The sequence below is a fragment of the Neisseria sp. 20925_1_37 genome, assembly GCF_041433255.1.
Classification (GTDB): Bacteria; Pseudomonadota; Gammaproteobacteria; order Burkholderiales; family Neisseriaceae; genus Neisseria; species Neisseria flavescens_D.
The window spans coordinates 45,965-66,084 of the sequence record NZ_JAPWBC010000006.1 but is presented as its reverse complement, the minus strand read 5'-3'; the positions used below and the strand labels follow the sequence as shown (position 1 = coordinate 66,084).

The window sequence follows — 20,120 nt, the reverse complement described above, 5'->3', positions numbered from 1 at the left end:
TATTTAGTTCAACCTTATTCATCAAGCATTCCAAAAGCAAGGGACTGTACCGTAAAGATAAAACGTTTTTAAATTATCGATTACTTACTCTACGCTTGAAATTCCTATTACTTTGACTTAAAATACACTGCTTCTACGGCATAGACCGCTATGTCTGAAAAAGCACGTTACACAGCAAAATCAAAGCTGCGGAGCGTGTTTTTTTTTAGCCGAGATTTCCGAAGGCTGTCTTTTTTGTAAACAATTTTTATTTTTCAGACGGCCTGACCCATTTTTTTTTCGAACCGACCATCATCAGGCAAACAGGATTCCATCATGACCACTCCGGCTCTTCTCGTTCTCGCTGACGGCAGCGTATTTCACGGCACATCAATCGGTTACGAAGGTTCGACTTCCGGCGAAGTCGTGTTCAACACTTCCATGACCGGCTATCAGGAAATCCTGACCGACCCTTCCTACTGCAAACAAATCGTTACCCTCACCTATCCACATATCGGCAACACCGGCACCAACGCCGAAGATGAAGAAAGCCGCAGCGTTTACGCCGCAGGCTTGATTATCCGCGACCTACCGCTCTTGCACAGCAACTTCCGCACCTCCGAAAGCCTGCATGACTATTTGGTACGCAACAAAACCGTCGCCATCGCCGACATCGACACCCGCCGCCTGACCACCCTGTTGCGTGAAAAAGGCTCGCAAGGCGGTGCAATCTTGACCGGTGCAGATGCCACCGTTGAAAAAGCACAAGAACTGATTGCCGCATTCGGCAGCATGGTCGGCAAAGACTTGGCAAAAGAAGTTTCCTGCACAGAAACTTACGAATGGACCGAAGGCGAATGGGAATTGGGCAAAGGTTTTGTTACCCCTTCCGAACAGCCTTACCACGTCGTCGCCTACGATTTCGGCGTCAAAACCAACATCTTGCGCATGCTCGCCTCTCGCGGCTGCCGCCTGACCGTCGTTCCCGCCCAAACCAGCGCGGAAGAAGTATTGGCACTCAATCCTGACGGCGTATTCCTGTCCAACGGCCCCGGCGACCCCGAGCCTTGCGACTACGCCATCAAAGCCGTACAAAAATTAATGGAAAGCGGCAAACCGATTTTCGGCATTTGCTTAGGACACCAACTGATCAGCCTCGCAATCGGCGCAAAAACCCTGAAAATGCGCTTCAGCCATCACGGTGCTAACCACCCAGTACAAGATTTGGACAGCGGCAAAGTCGTCATCACCAGCCAAAACCACGGTTTCGCCGTCGATGCCGACACCCTGCCCGCTAACGCACGCATTACCCACAAATCCTTGTTCGACAACACTTTGCAAGGCATCGAACTGACCGACAAACCTGTATTCTGCTTCCAAGGCCACCCCGAAGCCAGCCCCGGTCCGCAGGATGTCGGCTATCTGTTTGACAAATTCATTGACAATATGAAAGCGGCGAAGCAATAAAGCTGATTTTTTCAGACGGCCACACTCAACTCAACAACAGGCCGTCTGAAAACCAAACCTCAAAAAATATAAATTCAGACACCCTCTCAACATCTACACAGTCTGAAAACCCAACCCTCGAATCAGAAAGGAAGAACCATGACAGAAAAGCAAATGCGCATTCTTTCCGTCGTCGCCACCCTGACCGCCGTCGGCATGTACGTTTCCTATATCCCACAAATCCAAAATAACCTTGCCGGCAACCCCGGCTCGCCGCTGCAACCCCTCGTTGCCGCCATAAACTGCACATTATGGGTTGCCTACGGCTTTTTGAAAGAAAAACGCGACTACCCCGTCATGCTGGCAAACGCCCCGGGCATCATTTTGGGCTTGATTACATTTGTCACTAGTTTTTAAGGAAGTTTTCAGACGGCCTGTGCAACATAAAAACGCAAAAGGTCGTCTGAAAAAGAGTCACCAAAAAATATCAACGGCAGGAATTTTCAGTTCGCTTTTTATCGAAAGGTAGACGGAACAAATACCGCAAGAGTTTTTTCAGACGACCTTTGAATCCATCGGCAGGATGTGTGCCGCAAGGCAGGCACGCGGTGGGCTAGGGTTGCAGGGAAAATAGAGAACGCGTGCGTGCGTACCGCACACACCCTACATGCGGGCTACGACTTGCTACGTTTGCTATATAAACTAGGAGATTGTCATGGACAATAAGAAAATTTCTGTAATCAAATTTTTGAATACGGATAAACGCAATGGATATATTAAAAAACTGGATAACAATGCGGAAAACGATTTTTTCTTTGTAGAGAAAGAATTACTCAATATTACATTTGAACAACTTAAAGAAGGTGTGGAAGTTCAATTTGAACCAAACGGGAATTTTGCAAATAAAATAGAAATTCTTAAACCTGAAAGATCTGTAATTTCTTCTAAAATTAAAAAGTTAGATACCCAAAAGCGAACTGGGTTTATTTCTAAAATAAATCAAAATGCAAAAAAAGATTTTTTCTTTGCTGAAAAAGGATTGCTCAATATTAAGTTTGAACAATTAAAAGAAGGCATGGATGTTCAATTTGAACCGAACGGAGATTTTGCGAATAAAATAAATGTAATAAATAACAAACCAGCCATGGTAGAAGCCAAACAGGCTGTATCAGATAATTCACAAAGGCAAGTAGTTAATTCTATTTCTGAAGCTATAGAAACTATTATTTCTAGTATAAGAGAAAATGCTAATCTAATTACAGATCCGTATATCTTTGAAGACTATACAAATATAATACTAAAAATGCTTGTTACGGAGATATATCCAATTCCACAACAGAATCAAGCGGGAATGTTTGATGGTTTATTTAAAATAAAGAATCTAGAAGTAATCTATGATTGTACTTTGTCATCAAATTATGAAGACTACAAAAGAGAGCAGATACATAATTATGCTGCAAAATTGGAGCAAACAAGTTTAACTGTAAATGGTAAAGAAATTAGTCTTAGTAAAAATTCTGACAAGCAAATCTGGATTATTACCAAAGGATCAACAAAAAAGATAAAAGAAATAAATGATATAAGAGTAAAAGAAGTTGATATTCATAGCCTAATTAATGAAATTGAGAAAAAATTCATAAATAATTTAAATTATAATGACTATGTTGATAATTTAAAGAATATTTAACTAAGAAAGACCCACCCCATGCCCAAACGTACTGACCTAAAATCCATCCTTATCATCGGCGCCGGCCCTATCGTTATCGGTCAGGCCTGCGAATTTGACTATTCCGGCGCACAGGCCTGCAAAGCCTTGCGTGAAGAAGGCTATAAAGTCATTCTGGTGAATTCCAACCCTGCCACGATCATGACCGACCCTGAAATGGCGGATGTTACCTACATCGAGCCGATTATGTGGCAGACGGTGGAGAAGATTATCGCCAAGGAGCGTCCTGACGCGATTCTGCCTACCATGGGCGGCCAGACCGCGCTGAACTGTGCGCTGGATTTGGCGCGCAACGGCGTGCTGGCGAAATACAACGTCGAATTAATCGGTGCGACTGAAGACGCGATCGATAAGGCGGAAGACCGCGGCCGCTTTAAGGAGGCGATGGAAAAAATCGGTTTGTCCTGCCCGAAATCTTTTGTCTGCCACACCATGAACGAAGCCTTGGCGGCGCAGGAACAGGTCGGCTTCCCGACGCTGATTCGTCCGTCTTTCACCATGGGCGGTTCGGGCGGCGGCATTGCCTACAACAAAGATGAATTCTTGGCGATTTGCGAACGCGGTTTTGATGCGTCACCTACACATGAGTTGCTGATTGAGCAGTCTGTTCTCGGCTGGAAAGAGTACGAGATGGAAGTTGTACGCGATAAAAACGACAACTGCATCATTATCTGCTCGATTGAAAACTTCGACCCGATGGGTGTTCATACTGGCGACTCCATCACTGTTGCGCCTGCACAAACATTGACCGACAAAGAATACCAAATCATGCGTAATGCTTCGTTGGCAGTGTTGCGCGAAATCGGCGTGGATACGGGTGGCTCAAACGTTCAGTTTGCGGTAAACCCTGAAAACGGCGAAATGATTGTGATTGAGATGAATCCGCGCGTAAGCCGTTCATCCGCGTTGGCATCTAAAGCAACGGGCTTCCCAATTGCCAAAGTAGCGGCCAAACTGGCGGTCGGCTTTACGCTGGACGAGTTGCGCAACGACATTACCGGCGGCCGCACCCCAGCTTCGTTCGAGCCTTCTATCGACTATGTCGTGACCAAAATCCCGCGTTTCGCATTTGAAAAATTCCCTGCCGCAGACGACCGCCTGACCACGCAGATGAAATCGGTGGGCGAAGTGATGGCGATGGGCCGCACGATTCAGGAAAGCTTCCAAAAAGCCCTGCGCGGCTTGGAAACAGGCTTGTGCGGCTTCAACCCTCGCAGCGAAGACAAAGCGGAAATCCGCCGCGAACTGGCCAACCCCGGCCCTGAGCGTATGTTGTTTGTAGCCGATGCGTTCCGCGCAGGCTTCACGCTGGAAGAAATCCACGAAATCTGCGCCATCGATCCTTGGTTCTTGGCGCAAATCGAAGACTTGGTGAAAGAAGAAAAATCGGTTTCAGACGGCCAGTTGCAAGATTTAGATTATGCCGCTTTACGCCGTCTGAAACGCAAAGGCTTCTCTGACAAACGTTTGGCACAATTGTTGAACGTAAGTGAAAAAGAAGTCCGCGAACACCGCTACGCGCTGAAACTGCATCCGGTTTACAAACGCGTCGATACCTGTGCCGCCGAGTTTGCCACCGAAACCGCCTACCTCTACTCCACTTACGAAGAAGAATGCGAATCCCGTCCTTCCGATCGTAAAAAAGTGATGATTCTCGGCGGTGGTCCAAACCGTATCGGCCAAGGTATTGAATTTGACTACTGCTGCGTTCATGCCGCACTCGCCCTGCGCGAATCCGGTTTTGAAACCATCATGGTCAACTGCAACCCCGAAACCGTGTCCACCGACTTCGACACCAGCGACCGCCTATACTTCGAGCCGCTGACATTGGAAGACGTATTGGAAATCGTCCGCACCGAAAACCCATGGGGCGTGATTGTGCATTACGGCGGCCAAACCCCGCTCAAACTGGCCAACGCATTGGTGGCAAACGGCGTGAACATCATCGGCACATCTGCCGACAGCATCGACGCTGCCGAAGACCGCGAACGCTTCCAAAAAGTATTGAACGACTTAGGCCTGCGTCAACCGCCTAACCGCATCGCCCACAACGAAGAAGAAGCCCTCGTTAAAGCCGAAGAAATCGGTTATCCGTTGGTTGTCCGTCCTTCTTACGTACTCGGCGGCCGCGCCATGCAGATTGTTCACTCTGCAGAAGAGTTGCAAAAATACATGCGCGAAGCCGTACAAGTTTCCGAAGACAGCCCCGTATTGCTCGACTTCTTCTTGAACAACGCCATCGAAGTGGACGTAGACTGCGTTTCAGACGGCCAAGATGTCGTTATCGGCGGCATTATGCAACACGTCGAACAAGCAGGTATCCACTCCGGTGACTCCGGCTGTTCATTGCCTCCATACTCATTAGACGAAGAAATTCAAGACGAAATCCGCCGTCAAACCAAAGCCATGGCATATGCACTGGGCGTGGTTGGCTTGATGAACGTACAGTTTGCCGTACAAGGCGGCGTGGTCTTCGTACTGGAAGTGAACCCACGCGCCAGCCGTACCGTACCGTTCGTATCCAAAGCCACCGGCGTACCGCTCGCCAAAGTCGGCGCACGCGTGATGGCAGGCATTTCGCTGAAAGAGCAAGGCGTAGAAAAAGAAGTCATCCCGGACTTCTACGCCGTTAAAGAAGCCGTGTTCCCATTCATCAAATTCCCGGGTGTGGACACCATTCTCGGCCCTGAAATGCGCTCTACCGGCGAAGTCATGGGCGTAGGCGCAAGCTTCGGTGAAGCCTATTTCAAAGCCCAACTCGGCGCAGGCGAACGCTTGAGCACAACCGGCAAAGTGTTCCTCGCCGTACGCGACGAAGACAAACCGCTCATCGTCAAAACCGCACAAAACTTCCAAGCACTCGGCTACGGTGTCTGCGCCACACGTGGTACCGCCGAATACTTGAAAGAACACGGCATCATCGTGCAAGCGGTCAACAAAGTGCAGGAAGGCCGCCCACACATCGTGGACGCAATTAAAAACGGCGAAATCGCACTGGTGGTCAACACCGTCGGCAGCACAGTGCAATCTGTTACCGACAGCCACAGCATCCGCCGCACCTCCCTCACCCAACGCGTACCGCAATACACCACCATCGCCGGCGGCGAAGCCATGAGCGAAGGCGCAAAAAGCCGCGAGCACTTGGGCGTGTACAGCGTACAGGAATTGCATGGTCGTCTGAAAAACAAAGCCTAATCAATCCTATCGGATTTAAATAGCTAAGAGGCCGTCTGAAACCTGATTGCTCAGTTTCAGACGGCCTTTTCATATTTCAAATTCCAACCGTCTGTCCATCAAAACAACCTTTTCTGCCATCTCCAAACAAGCAATAGCAACATGAAATATAATTTCGTTATTGATTGGATTTATACGACAAAATTGTTGTTTTTTCATCATAATCCAAAAATATCGAGTTTAACGCCTATTCCCCTTGCTTTATAATGGCCGTCTGAAATAAAAATACAATTAAAGCAGAAGCATGTCTTTGCAACTTAAGCAGATTTGCATAATTAAACATATGCTTTAATCATAATAATGATAAAATAATACGGCTTTCCTCTAAATTAAAGGGAAAACTGCACAAGAAACGGAAAATAAAATGAGTGTCGGATTATTGCGTGTTTTGGTTCAAAGCCAGACCATCTCAAATCAACAAGCGGAACATTACAACAACCTTTTACAATCGGGCAAAGAAATCCTGCCCAACCTGTTTTCAGACGGCATCATCTCCCCTAAAGCTTTGGGAGAGTTAGTCGCGCGCGTATTCAGCTATCCTCTTTTGGATTTGCGCTACTACCCACGCAATAATGTAGTCAGCGACATTCTGACGGAAGAGCAAATGGTGCAAAACCGTTGCATTCCGATTTTCAAACGCGGACGCAAGGTTTATTTCGCCGTATCCGATCCGACCCAAATCCAAAACTTTCAAAAAATCGCTTTTGCTTCAGGTTTAAGTGTCGACTTGGTAGTGGTTCCCGACGACCAGCTCAGCTCATTGCTGGAATGGCTGGGCCAACGTTCGACCACCATTCTGAAAGAAATCAACGACGAACATGAAGCAACGCAGCAATCTCAATCGCTTTATATCGATAATGAAGAAGCTGAAGACGGCCCTATCCCCCGTTTCATCCACAAAACCTTATCCGATGCCCTGAATGCGGGTGCATCGGACATCCACTTTGAATTCTACGAACAAATGGCGCGCGTCCGTTTCCGCGTGGACGGACAGTTGCGTGAAGTCGTACAGCCACCTGTCGCCGTGCGCGGCCAGCTGGCATCGCGCATCAAAGTGATGGCGCGTTTGGATATTTCCGAAAAACGTATTCCGCAAGACGGCAGAATTCAAATTGCCTTCCATAAACACGGCCGTCCGATTGACTTCCGTGTCAGCACGTTGCCGACATTGTTTGGCGAAAAAGTGGTAATGCGTATCCTAAATTCCGATGGTACATCGCTCAATATCGACCAGCTCGGTTTAGAGCCTTTCCAAAAAGAAATGCTGCTTGAGGCCATCAACCGCCCTTACGGCATGGTGTTGGTTACCGGTCCGACAGGTTCGGGCAAAACTGTTTCGCTCTATACCTGCCTGAGTATTTTGAACACGGAAGATGTGAACATTTCAACGGCAGAGGACCCGGCTGAGATTAACTTGCCGGGCGTCAACCAAGTCAACGTCAATGAAAAACAAGGCCTGACGTTTGCTGCTGCACTCCGATCCTTCTTACGTCAAGATCCTGATATTATTATGGTCGGTGAGATTCGTGACTTGGAAACCGCCGACATCGCCATTAAAGCCGCCCAAACCGGCCACATGGTTTTCTCTACCCTGCATACCAATAATGCACCGGCCACGCTGTCCCGCCTTTTAAACATGGGTGTTGCGCCTTTCAACATCGCCAGCTCGGTCAGCCTGATTATGGCGCAAAGACTGTTGCGCAGACTGTGTCCGAACTGCAAACGCGAAGTTGAACGCCCGCCGGTTCCGGCATTGAAAAAAGCCGGCTTTACCGATGCGGACTTGGCTCAAGATTGGAAGCTCTACCGCCCGGTTGGCTGCGACAGCTGCCGTGGCAAAGGCTTTAAAGGCCGCGTCGGCATTTATGAAGTCATGCCGGTCAGCGATGAAATGCAAAAAGTCATTATGAACAACGGTACAGAAGTTGATATCATGAACATGGCCTATCAGGAAGGCATGGTAGACCTGCGTCGTGCCGGCCTCATGAAAGTCATGCAAGGCCTGACTTCTTTGGAAGAAGTAACTGCTCATACCAATGACTAAACTGCCATATTTTCGAAAATTACAATAAAGCGGCACGGGGAAACAGTCCGCTTTATTTCTTACTAACAAGGGATAACTCATGGCTCAAGCAGAGCAAAAAAGAAGTCTGTTCGGTTCAAGAAGCAAAGGCAAGCGTTTTACATTTGAAGGAAAAAACATCGAGACCGAACGTCTTGTCCGCGGCGAAGTAGTTGCCAAAGATGAAGAAGAGGCGCGCAAAAAACTCCAGCGCAGAGGCATTCGTCCTTTACGTATCAGCAAAGTCAAAACCGCACGCAAACGCCGTATTACCCAAGAAGACATCACGGTGTTTACGCGCCAACTGGCAACGATGATGAAGGCAGGCTTACCGCTGATGCAGGCTTTTGAAATCGTTGCGCGCGGCCACTCCAATCCGAGTATGACCGAAATGCTGATGCAGGTTCGCTCCGATGTCGAACAAGGTAGCGCATTGGGTAAATCGTTCTCCAAATATCCAAAATATTTCGACCGTTTCTATTGCAATCTGGTCAGCGCAGGCGAGTCCGGCGGCGTACTGGAAAGCTTATTGGACAAACTGGCTGTCTATAAAGAAAAAACCCAAGCCATTAAGAAAAAAGTTAAAACCGCGCTGACCTACCCGATTGCCATTATCGTGGTGGCGATTGCGCTTATCTTCATCATGATGATGTTTGTACTGCCTGCCTTTAAAGAAGTTTATGCCAATATGGGTGCAGAGCTGCCAAGCCTTACCCAACTTGTCATGAACTTGTCTGATTTATTCGTCGACTACGGCTGGATTATGATCATCCTTTTGATTGTTTCGGCCTTCGGCCTGTACAAACTCCATGAAAAATCGCCTACTTTCCAAAAACGAATCGATGCTTTGATTTTGAGACTGCCTGTTTTTGGCACCATCGTCCGAAAAGCAACCATCGCCCGTTGGGCGCGTACGACTTCTACCCTCTTCGCAGCCGGTGTTCCTTTAGTGGAAGTATTAGATTCAGTTGCAGGCGCATCCGGCAATATTCTCTATGAAGAAGCCACTCAAGACATTCGAGCCAAGGTAACCCAAGGTCTGTCACTGACATCCAGTATGCAAAGTACAGATATGTTCCCCAACATGGTGATCCAAATGGCGGCCATCGGCGAAGAGTCAGGCTCTTTGGACGATATGCTGAACAAAGCAGCCGAATTCTACGAAGATGAAGTAGACAACTCCGTCTCCCGCTTATCTGCCTTGATGGAGCCTATCATCATGGTGGTATTGGGTTCGCTCATCGGTATCTTGCTGATTGCCATGTATCTGCCGCTGTTTAACTTGGGTAATGTCGTAGGTTGATATGCTTGATAGTATTTACTCTGCCATCGACGCCCTCTCCGTTCTTGCACCATTCGCCATTCCTTTAGCCGTTATTTTGGGATTACTGATTGGCAGCTTTCTAAACGTTGTTATTTATCGCACGCCGATAATGATGGAACGCGAATGGACACAATTTTCCAAAGAGCATTTAGGCATCGAGCTGACAGACGAAGAAAAACAGCCATTTAATCTACGCAAACCGGATTCACGCTGCCCTGAATGCAAAAGTCCGATCCGATTTTGGCAAAATATACCCATCCTCAGCTATGTTTTCCTGGGCGGGAAATGCCACTCCTGCAAAACCGCTATCGGCATACGCTATCCGCTGATTGAGCTGCTGACAGGTGTCTTATTCGGTATTGTCGCGTGGCAATACGGCTGGTCATGGGCGACTATTGGCGGATTCATTCTGACTGCCATATTGATTGCGCTGACCTTTATCGATGCCGATACTCAATATTTACCCGACAGCCTGACTCAGCCCCTAATTTGGATCGGCCTGCTGTTTAATCTGAACGACACATTCGTACCCCTGCATTCAGCCGTTTGGGGTGCGATCGCAGGCTATATGAGCCTTTATACTTTATGCGCTGTCTATAAATTTCTGACCGGTAAAATCGGCATGGGCAATGGCGACTTCAAACTTTTGGCCGCGCTCGGTGCATGGCTGGGCGTAGGGATATTGCCTGTTCTGATCTTCATGGCTGCCTTGGTCGGACTGGTGGGCGCACTCATTGCCCGCGTCGGCAAAGGCCAATATTTTGCTTTTGGTCCCAGCCTTGCTGTGGCAGGATGGATTATTTTGGTTGCCAATGCACCTATTACCCAACTGGTACAATGGTGGCTCGTACAATCAGGATTCCGATAATGACATTATGGATAGGCTTGACCGGCGGTATCGGCAGCGGCAAATCATCTATTGCCCAAATGTTTGCCGAACTTGGCGTACCCATTATCGATGCCGATGCCATCAGCCGTTCACTGACCGCTGAAAACGGCGAAGCCCTTTCTGCCATCCGTCAGCTTTTCGGCGATGAGGTTTTTGACAGTGAAGGCCGTCTGAATCGTATGGCTTTACGGGAAGAAGTTTTCAGACGGCCTCAATCCAAAAAACAACTGGAAAACCTGCTTCTGCCGTTAATCTTAAACAAAATTCAACAGCAGAAACAACAACTTGCCTTCTCTACTTACAGCATTATCGATGTCCCGCTTTTGATTGAGAATCCGGCATTTAAGGTGGAGACTGACCGCATTTTGGTTGTAGATGTTCCAGAGTCCGTCCAAATCGAACGCGTACACCAACGCAATGGTTTTTCAGAAGAACAAACGCGTCAAATCATGGCCACTCAAGCTTCTCGATCTGACAGACTGCTTCATGCCGACGATGTATTGGACAATACCCATAGCATGGAAGAAGCAAAAATCAAGGTTGCCCGTTTGCATCAATACTATCAATCCATTGCACAATCACTGAAAGAAACTGCATGACCGCTCCTGTTGTAAAATGTCCAACCTGCCACAAAGAAGTCGTTTGGAACACCGACAGCCCCTACCGCCCTTTCTGCAGCAAACGGTGTAAACTCATTGATTTAGGCGAATGGGCGCAAGAAAAATACACCGTTTCTTCGGAAGACGACCCCTTTTCAGACCTGTTGGACGGCAAATAAACTGCGCCGCTTCCTTCAGCCTATCCAAAACAGGCTCAAAACAGTAAAATACCCTCTTTATTCCAATCTATTCCATCCACCATGCTCACCTTCCAACAAATTATTTTCAAATTACAAAACTACTGGGCAGACAAAGGCTGCACCGTTATCCAACCTTTCGATATGGAAGTCGGTGCCGGTACTTCCCATCCTGCCACTTGTCTGCGCGCATTAGGCCCAGAGCCTTGGTTTGCCGCTTACGTTCAACCCAGCCGCCGCCCCAAAGACGGCCGCTATGGCGACAACCCCAATCGCCTGCAACACTACTATCAATTCCAAGTTGCGCTCAAACCAGCTCCCGCCAATATTCAAGACCTATACCTCGACTCCCTGCGTGAATTGGGTATCGACCCTAAAGTACACGACATCCGTTTTGTCGAAGACGACTGGGAAAACCCTACTCTCGGTGCTTGGGGCTTGGGTTGGGAAGTTTGGCTCAACGGCATGGAAGTAACCCAATTCACCTATTTCCAACAAGTCGGCGGTATCGACTGCTCCCCTGTACTTGGTGAAATTACCTACGGTATCGAGCGTCTCGCCATGTATCTGCAAGGTGTGGAAAACGTGTACGACCTCGTTTGGGCAAAAACCCTTGATGGCAACATCGTCACTTACGGCGACGTTTATCATCAAAACGAAGTCGAACAATCCACCTACAACTTCGAATACAGCGATGCCGATTGGCTCTTGCGCCAATTCAACGACTATGAAGAACAAGCCAAACGCCTGCTTGCAGTTGAGGACACCAGTCTTGCCCTGCCTGCTTACGAGCTTGTACTCAAAGCCGGCCATACGTTCAACCTCTTGGATGCACGCGGCGCCATTTCTGTTACCGAACGCGCAACCTACATCGGCCGTATTCGCGTACTGAGCCGTATCGTTGCTCAAAAATTCGTTGAAAGCCGCGAGAGACTGGGCTTCCCATTGCTTAAAAACCAATAAGCCTGCATATACTTACCACGCCGCCCTTTGATACATTCAAGTGGCGGCGTTTCTATTTTCAGACGGCCTTGACGTCGATGCCATTACAAACACTTCCAGCCTGCTTTCAGGTAAAATAAGCCCTTTACTACATAAACCGTCTGAAAACATGAGTTCATCCTCTACTGCAAAAATTCCCTTTTTCTTACTTTCCCTCGTTGCCATCATTCTTGACCAACTGAGCAAATGGGAAATCTTGAAACATTTTACCGAAGGCGAACGCCTCAATATCATTCCAGACTTTTTTGACCTGACGCTTGCCTATAATCCAGGCGCGGCATTCAGCTTTTTGGCCGACCAAGGCGGCTGGCAAAAATTCTTCTTTTTAGGTCTGGCCGTCGTCATCAGCCTGTATTTAGCCCGTGCCATCTGGCGTGATGAGTTTGGCCGCTGGGGTAAACTGGGGGCTGCCATGATTATCGGCGGCGCAATTGGCAATGTGGTTGACCGTCTGATTCACGGCCACGTTGTCGATTTTCTGCTTTTCTATTGGCAAAACTGGTTCTACCCAGCATTTAACATTGCCGACAGCTTTATCTGCGTTGGCGCAGTTTGCTTGGTATTAGATGGTTTGCTGCACAAAAAAACACCTTCAAACGACACAAAGGCCGTCTGAAAACGGAACACACATGACTCAAAAAACCATTATCCTTGCCAATCCCCGCGGCTTCTGTGCCGGTGTTGACCGTGCCATCAGCATTGTTGAACGTGCACTCGAAGAATTCGGCGCGCCCATTTACGTCCGCCATGAAGTCGTTCACAACAAATTCGTCGTGGACAATCTGCGGGCAAAAGGTGCCGTCTTTGTCGATGACTTGGCGGATGTCCCAAAGGGTGCCACACTGATTTACTCCGCTCACGGCGTATCCAAAGCCGTACAGGAAGAAGCGGTGCAACGTGGTTTCCGCGTTTTTGATGCCACCTGCCCTTTGGTAACCAAAGTCCATAAAGAAGTAGCCCGCCTTGATGAGCAAGATTACGAAATCATCATGATCGGCCACAAAGGCCACGTCGAAGTAGAAGGCACAATGGGGCAATTGCCTCCGGGTAAAATGTTTCTGGTTGAGACAGTGGAAGATGTAGCCGGGCTGAACGTCAAAAATCCTGACAAACTTGCCTACGTCAGCCAAACCACTTTATCGGTGGACGAAACCAAAGACATTATTGCTGCTTTAAACCAACGCTTCCCCAATATCCGCAATCCGCACAAAGAAGACATCTGCTACGCCACAACCAACCGCCAAACTGCCGTTAAAGAATTGGCGGAAGAATGCGATCTCGTAATTGTTGTCGGCTCGCCCAACTCTTCCAACAGCAACCGCTTGCGTGAAGTAGCCGCATTACGCGGAGTTGATGCCTATATGGTCGATAATGCCTCCTATCTGAAAAAAGAATGGTTTGAAAACAAAACCAAGGTCGGTGTCACTGCCGGTGCATCTGCGCCCGAAGTCTTGGTTCGAGAAGTCTTACAAACCATTCAAGATTGGGGACACGAGACCATACGCGAAGGAGAGGGCGCAGAAGAAAGCATTGTATTTGTCTTGCCTAAAGAATTGCGTCGTGAGGGAGAAAACAAGCAAATCCTAAATAAAGGGTAAGTTTGTTATTTGCTTTATTTGAAAACTCAAGGCCGTCTGAAAATTTTCAGACGGCCTTGAGTTTATTTTGCTAATAAAAAAGACCTGCCTTAAAAGCAGGTCTTCTCATACATGATCCTGATTATTTCTCAGAAGTATGTTGCTGACGGCGTAAGATAGCCGGAATTTCAAAATCATCTAGTACAGACTGGTTGCTGAAATCAGCCGCAGTCAGATTCATAGAACGGATATTGCGGTTGGTACGAACCAGGCTTTCAGCACTGCTTTGGCTTTGAGCTTGAGGCGCTTCTTCCGCACCGCGTACCAATTGTTGGGTACGGGCAGCAGCGCGCAGTTGGTTGTCAGTACCGTTTTCTTTCAAGCCGGTAGCAATGATGGTAATACGGATAGCGTCTTCGCTCATGCTCTCATCTTCGGCGGCACCAAATTTGCATTCCACTTCAGGGTGTGCATTTTGGTTGACGATACGCATAATCTCGTTGAATTCAGACATTTTCAGGCAGCCAGGAGCAGTGGTAATGTTTACCAATACACCGCGTGCACCATCCAAAGTAACGTTATCCAAGAGCGGGCTGGAGATAGCTTGATCAGTAGCCAAACGGGCACGGTCGATACCTTGCGCGAAACCTGAACCCATCATAGCGATACCACGATTGCTCATCACAGTTTTCACGTCGGCAAAGTCCAAGTTGATCATGTCGCTAGGGCAAGTCACCACTTCGGAAATACCGGCAACCGCATCACGCAGTACATTATCGGCCGCACGGAAAGCTTCACGCATGGTCACGTCTTCGCCCAAGGCAGTCATCAATTTGTCGTTCGGGATAATGATCAGGGAATCGACACGCTCTTTGAGTTGATCCAAACCTGCTTGAGCGATATGTACGCGTTTACCTTCGTAAGCAAACGGACGGGTTACAACCGCAACAGTCAGGATACCCATTTCTTTAGCGATTTCAGCCACAACAGGAGCAGAGCCGGTACCGGTACCACCACCCATACCGGTAGTGATGAACAGCATGTTTGCACCGCGGATGGCATCTTCGATGGCTTCGCGATCTTCTTGGGCAGCGGCGCGGCCGATTTCAGGATTTGCACCGGCACCTAAACCGCGAGTCAGGTTTGTACCCAATTGAATGCGTTTAGCCGCATTGTTTTTAGCCAATGATTGCGCATCGGTATTGGCACTGATGAACTCAACACCATGAATAGTGTTGGCAACCATGTTGTTGATGGCATTACAACCGCCGCCACCCAAACCGATAACTTTAATAACAGCAGGGCTTGTTGCTGATTCTGCTACGTCGTAAACAAATTCCATTCAATAATCCTCCGCGCCCCGCTTTATAAGGACGGTTCAAAAATAACTTATTATCCGTATTATATAAGAAGTATCCAGATACTGGCAAAATTCTTCTTACCATTCGGCTGTCGGCGTTATATTTTTACTACATTTTTTAACAGAAAATATACAAGTTTTAAATTATCCACTTGGCAATTATTTAAAACCGTTTAATTCCACTTGAATATTCAGGACAAATGGTTGCTGCACCGCCTGCCCTGAACGCTTTTATCAGAAATTATCTCTGAAGAATCTTTGGATTTTTTCCCACAGACCCATTTTTTTGCCTGAATCATTCAGGGCAATCGCACCGGTTCGGCTGGTTTGCTCACCCTCTTCGGCAGCATAGGCCGTCTGAAGCAGACCGATTGCTGTTGAATAGCGTGGATTGCGGATACGCTCGGATACGCCGCCCATTTCTTGTGGAACACCGATACGCGCCGGCAAATTAAAGACTTCTTCCGCCAACTCAACAATACCGGTCAACATAGAAGCACCGCCGGTCAAAACGATACCGGAAGTCAGCACTTCTTCAGGGAAGCCGGAACGGCGCAATTCGTTCAGCGTCAATTCCAAAATCTCTTCTACGCGCGGGCCGATGATTTCAGCCAATACCCGGCGTGAAATTTGACGTGATTGACGGTCGCCAACGCTAGGAACTTCAATCATTTCATCCAAGCCGTCCATACTCGGAATCGCAGCGCCGTAATGGATTTTGATGTACTCGGCTGCACTGTGCGGCGTACGCAGGGCTTGCGCCAAGTCTTTGGTAATCAAATCGCCGGCAACGGGAATAACCGCGGTATGGCGGATGGCGCCATTGGTATAAACCGCGATGTCGGTTGTACCGCCACCGATATCGATGACGCACACGCCCAAATCTTTTTCGTCTTCAGTCAAAACGGCGTGACCGCTTGCCAAAGGCTGAAGCATGATTTGATCCATTTGCAGACCACAGCGTTGGATACATTTTTGGATATTTTGCAAAGCAGTGTTCGCACCGGTAATGATATGTACACGGGTGTCCAAACGCACGCCGCTCATGCCGATAGGCTCTTTCACACCGGGTTGATTGTCGATGATGTACTCTTGAACCACGGTATGCAAGATGTTGTGATCAGGCGGAATATTGATGGCTTTGGCCGTTTCGATGGCACGATCGATGTCGGCTTGCGATACTTCACCATCTTTAATTTTTACCACGCCTTGTGAATTCAGGCTGCGGATATGGTTACCGGCAATACCGGTGACGACGTGGGAAATTTTGGTATCTGCCATCAGCTCGGCATCTTCTACCGCCTGACGAATGGCTTGCGCAGTAGCGTCAATGTTGGTCACCATACCTGCACGCAGGCCGCGTGAAGGGCTTTGACCCAAGCCAACAATGTGGATTTCGTTATCTTCCCGAATCTCACCGATTAAGGCGATGACCTTGGACGTACCAATGTCTAAGGCACTGATATATTTATTTTGTTGTTCCATAATTGCTCGTTTGCTATGTTGTCTGACTGACGGTTTGATTATTTTTGAAACAAGATTGCTTCACGTCTAATCGGCTATTCACTGTCGGAAGGATTTTCAGACGGCCTGTAACGGACTGAAAAACCATCCTTATAACGCATATCGACATACTCGATACGACTTTGTTTTTTACGCAGCAACGATGGCCAAATCTGGGCAAACTGCTGCAAACGTTTGATTTCGTTTTCACGCCCCAAGCGCACGGTAATGCCGTTGTTCAATACAAGCAGCCATGCCGAACGCGGCGTATAGATCAATTCTTTGATGGTCAGTTTCAACGGACTCAAAATACCGGAAAAGTCCGCATAATGTTTGACCATGTCTTTGCCTGTCCCCTGCTGCCCTTCAAATATAGGCAGGTCCTGTTTCAGGCTTGCGGCAAACACATTGCCCTTACTGTCCACCAAGCCGCCAGCGCGCCAGTATGCAACCGGCACACGCTCGGTCAGGATAATTTCCACTGTTTCCGGAAAACGGCGGCGTACCATTGCCGAATCAATCCAAGGCAACTCCTGAAAAGCGGCCTGCGCCGAATCAATATCGGCGCGAAACATATTACCCCTGATATGCTCTCGTGCAACGGTTTGCAATTCTTTGCTGGAAGCATATTTCAGCTTGCCCTGAATGGCAATCTGTTTCACAGGAAAATATTTGGAATTGTAAAGCCAAGCTATGCCCGAACCTATCAGTAGAAAGGCCATCAGCAACAATAGCCGGCGGGTCAGCCGACCCAGTGCGCCTGCATCATCCCACATGAGCGGTCTTCAAAATCTCAATACATAAATCAGCAAAATCTACGCCGGTATGGGCTGCAGATTTTGGCACCAAACTGTGGCTGGTCATGCCGGGCAAGGTATTGATTTCCAAAAGATACAGCTTACCGTCCGTATCTTTTAGGAAGTCCACGCGCGAACAACCGTCCGCACCAATCGCCTGCGCGCCACGCACGGCCAGTTCGCGCATCAGGTTTTCCTCCGCCTCGCTCAAATCTTCCGACGGGCATTGATAAACCGTATCGTCGCGGTTGTATTTAGCCTCGTAGTCATAAAACTCGGTAGCCGGAATAATATGAATACTCGGCAGGCCTTTGCCATTCAATACCGGGCAAGAATACTCGCCGCCGCCGATAAAGCGTTCGGCAATGATTTCGCCCTGCAAGTGTTTCAATTCTTCGTAAACACTTTTCAGACGGCCTTTTTCTTTTACTTTTACCACGCCGACGCTGCTGCCTTCCGAGGCAGGTTTCACAAACATCGGTAAGCCCAATTTCTCTTCAACGGCATCAAAGTCGCTGTCGTCATGCAATACGGCAAATTCAGGGACAGGCAAGCCCACGGCCTGCCAAATCAGTTTGCAGCGGTATTTGTCCATACCCAGCGCAGAAGCGGCCACACCGCTGCCGGTGTAAGGAATACCCATCAGTTCCAACGCACCTTGAACCGCGCCATCTTCGCCGAAAGTACCGTGCAGAATATTAAAGGCCGTCTGAAAACCTTGTGTTTTCAATTCAGACAACGGGGTTTCTTTGGGGTCGAACGCATGGGCATCGACCCCTTTGCTTTTCAAGGCAGCCAAAATAGCGGCGCCGCTGTCCAGCGAAACTTCACGCTCGCTGGAGAAGCCACCCATCAACACGGCCACTTTGCCAAAATTCTGCATAATTTCCACTTTCTTAAATACTGATACAGACCGTCTAAATATTGTTCAGACGACCTATCTTGTCCTCAAAGGCCAATATGCCTGTTTATTATGATTGTTTCGACAATTCCACCAATGCAGACGGAACGCGGTTGATGCTGCCGGCACCCATATTCAGTACAACATCGCCGTCTTGCAAAACATTCAGCAGCATTTGCGGCAGGTCGGCAACGTTTTCGCAGTAAATAGGCTCAAGTTTGCCCAATACGCGGATGGCACGCGCCAAAGCGCGGGAGTCGGCCGCAGCAATCGGCTCTTCGCCTGCGGCATAAACTTCGGTCAACACCAGCGCATCGACGGTATTGAGGACTTTGGTAAAGTCTTCAAACAAATCGCGTGTACGGGTATAGCGGTGCGGTTGGAAAGCCAAGACCAAGCGTTTTTCAGGGTATGCGCCGCGTGCGGCGGCCAGAGTTGCCGCCATTTCGACAGGATGGTGGCCATAATCGTCCACCAGCAACGCGGTTCCGCCGTTTGGCAATTTGATGTCGCCATATTTTTGGAAACGGCGGCCGACACCTTCAAAGCCGAGCAAACCTTTTTGAATGGCTTCAACCGATGCGCCAACTTCCAGCGCAACGCCGATAGCCGCCAACGCATTGAGGACGTTGTGGCGGCCGGGCATATTCAAAACAACTTCAAACGGTTCTTGCTCATGTCCTTTCATTTGAACATGAACGGTAAATTTCATTTGCGCGCCAACGTTTTCAATATCGGTCGCGTAGATATCGGCAGTATCATCCAAGCCGTAAGTGGCGTAAGGCTTGCTCACTTTGGGCAAAATCGCGCGGACGTGTTCGCTGTCGATACACAAAAAGGCTTTGCCGTAAAACGGCATACGGTGGATGAAATCCACAAACGCCTGATGCAACTTCTCAACGCTGTGGCCGTAAGTGTCCATATGGTCTTCATCGATATTGGTCACGACGGACATAATCGGCGTCAGATACAGAAAAGAAGCATCGGATTCGTCGGCTTCTGCGACGATGTATTCGCCTTTACCCAAACGGGCGTTGGTCCCTGCGGCGTTGAGTTTGCCGCCGATAACGAAAGTCGGGTCAAGACCTGCCGCGCCGAGAATAGAAGCGGTCAGGCTGGTGGTTGTGGTTTTGCCGTGCGTACCGGCAATGGCGATACCATCGCGGAAGCGCATCAATTCTGCCAACATCAACGCGCGCGGAATGACGGGAATCTGCTGTTCCAACGCGGCAACAACTTCAGGATTGTCTTTTTTAACGGCAGTAGAGGTAACAACCACGTCGGCGCCATTGACGTGTTCGGCAGTATGACCTGGGTAAACTTGGATGCCGAGAGCGCTCAAATGCTCAGTAACGGCATTACGCGCCTGATCCGAACCGGAAACTTTAAAGCCCAAATTGTGTAAAACTTCGGCAATACCGCTCATGCCGACGCCGCCGATTCCGACAAAATGGATGTTGGTCACTCGATTTTTCATCATAACGTTGCGTTCCGGTTGGTTTTTAGTGCGTAAAGGCGTTATTT

General features: G+C 48.6%; 17 protein-coding genes. 12 read left to right on the top strand and 5 right to left on the bottom strand.

Annotated elements, in window-relative coordinates; genetic code table 11:
- Positions 1-315 precede the first annotated feature (315 nt).
- The 12 genes from carA to ispH all read left to right on the top strand — a co-directional run bounded on the left by carA (position 316) and on the right by ispH (position 14,056).
- The gene (gene carA / locus O3661_RS06390; RefSeq protein WP_371492699.1) at positions 316-1,446 is read left to right on the top strand and encodes a glutamine-hydrolyzing carbamoyl-phosphate synthase small subunit; all 1,131 of its coding nucleotides are present in this window, start codon (positions 316-318) and stop codon (positions 1,444-1,446) included.
- A gap of 138 nt (positions 1,447-1,584) precedes the next feature.
- On the top strand, positions 1,585-1,842 hold the full coding sequence (locus O3661_RS06385) for a SemiSWEET family transporter (protein ID WP_049331825.1): 258 nt from the start codon (positions 1,585-1,587) through the stop codon (positions 1,840-1,842).
- 298 nt (positions 1,843-2,140) lie between these two features.
- The gene (locus tag O3661_RS06380) at positions 2,141-3,112 is read left to right on the top strand and encodes a hypothetical protein (protein ID WP_371492698.1); all 972 of its coding nucleotides are present in this window, start codon (positions 2,141-2,143) and stop codon (positions 3,110-3,112) included.
- Between the two features lie 18 nt (positions 3,113-3,130).
- A complete protein-coding gene (carB, locus tag O3661_RS06375) occupies positions 3,131-6,346 on the top strand; it encodes a carbamoyl-phosphate synthase large subunit (protein ID WP_371492697.1) in 3,216 nt (1,071 codons plus the stop codon).
- A 403-nt stretch (positions 6,347-6,749) separates the two neighbouring features.
- Positions 6,750-8,429 carry a type IV-A pilus assembly ATPase PilB gene (gene pilB / locus O3661_RS06370; RefSeq protein ID WP_063069314.1) on the top strand — a complete coding sequence of 560 codons (1,680 nt, stop codon included), beginning with the start codon at positions 6,750-6,752 and terminating at the stop codon, positions 8,427-8,429.
- Between the two features lie 79 nt (positions 8,430-8,508).
- A complete protein-coding gene (locus O3661_RS06365; RefSeq protein WP_371492695.1) occupies positions 8,509-9,750 on the top strand; it encodes a type II secretion system F family protein in 1,242 nt (413 codons plus the stop codon).
- Between the two features lies 1 nt (position 9,751).
- Positions 9,752-10,639, top strand: coding sequence for an A24 family peptidase (locus O3661_RS06360; protein ID WP_371492694.1), 888 nt, complete (start codon positions 9,752-9,754; stop codon positions 10,637-10,639).
- On the top strand, positions 10,639-11,259 hold the full coding sequence (coaE, locus tag O3661_RS06355) for a dephospho-CoA kinase (RefSeq protein WP_371492693.1): 621 nt from the start codon (positions 10,639-10,641) through the stop codon (positions 11,257-11,259). Before O3661_RS06360 ends, coaE begins: the two co-directional genes overlap by 1 nt.
- Positions 11,256-11,438: a DNA gyrase inhibitor YacG gene (gene yacG, locus O3661_RS06350; protein WP_003682475.1), complete on the top strand. Its 183-nt coding sequence runs from the start codon at positions 11,256-11,258 to the stop codon at positions 11,436-11,438. Before coaE ends, yacG begins: the two co-directional genes overlap by 4 nt.
- Before the next feature lie 81 nt (positions 11,439-11,519).
- Entirely contained in the window at positions 11,520-12,419 is a 900-nt protein-coding gene (gene glyQ / locus O3661_RS06345) for a glycine--tRNA ligase subunit alpha (RefSeq protein ID WP_371492692.1), read from the top strand.
- Between the two features lie 148 nt (positions 12,420-12,567).
- Positions 12,568-13,074 carry a signal peptidase II gene (lspA, locus tag O3661_RS06340; protein ID WP_063069310.1) on the top strand — a complete coding sequence of 169 codons (507 nt, stop codon included), beginning with the start codon at positions 12,568-12,570 and terminating at the stop codon, positions 13,072-13,074.
- A 13-nt stretch (positions 13,075-13,087) separates the two neighbouring features.
- Entirely contained in the window at positions 13,088-14,056 is a 969-nt protein-coding gene (ispH, locus tag O3661_RS06335; protein ID WP_371492691.1) for a 4-hydroxy-3-methylbut-2-enyl diphosphate reductase, read from the top strand.
- Between the two features lie 121 nt (positions 14,057-14,177).
- On the opposite strand, the gene ftsZ is transcribed toward ispH, so the two are convergent.
- From ftsZ to murC, 5 genes are all read right to left on the bottom strand, one after another.
- Positions 14,178-15,377, bottom strand: a complete 1,200-nt coding sequence (gene ftsZ, locus O3661_RS06330; RefSeq protein WP_003682480.1) for a cell division protein FtsZ — start codon at positions 15,375-15,377, stop codon at positions 14,178-14,180.
- Between the two features lie 252 nt (positions 15,378-15,629).
- On the bottom strand, positions 15,630-16,880 hold the full coding sequence (gene ftsA, locus O3661_RS06325; protein WP_371492689.1) for a cell division protein FtsA: 1,251 nt from the start codon (positions 16,878-16,880) through the stop codon (positions 15,630-15,632).
- Positions 16,881-16,954: 74 nt separating this feature from the next.
- Positions 16,955-17,674: a cell division protein FtsQ/DivIB gene (locus O3661_RS06320; RefSeq protein ID WP_371492687.1), complete on the bottom strand. Its 720-nt coding sequence runs from the start codon at positions 17,672-17,674 to the stop codon at positions 16,955-16,957.
- Positions 17,664-18,578, bottom strand: coding sequence for a D-alanine--D-alanine ligase (locus tag O3661_RS06315; RefSeq protein WP_371492686.1), 915 nt, complete (start codon positions 18,576-18,578; stop codon positions 17,664-17,666). The genes O3661_RS06320 and O3661_RS06315 overlap by 11 nt, the downstream gene beginning before the upstream one ends.
- An 88-nt stretch (positions 18,579-18,666) precedes the next feature.
- The gene (murC, locus tag O3661_RS06310) at positions 18,667-20,076 is read right to left on the bottom strand and encodes a UDP-N-acetylmuramate--L-alanine ligase (RefSeq protein WP_070826291.1); all 1,410 of its coding nucleotides are present in this window, start codon (positions 20,074-20,076) and stop codon (positions 18,667-18,669) included.
- Positions 20,077-20,120: the final 44 nt, after the last annotated feature.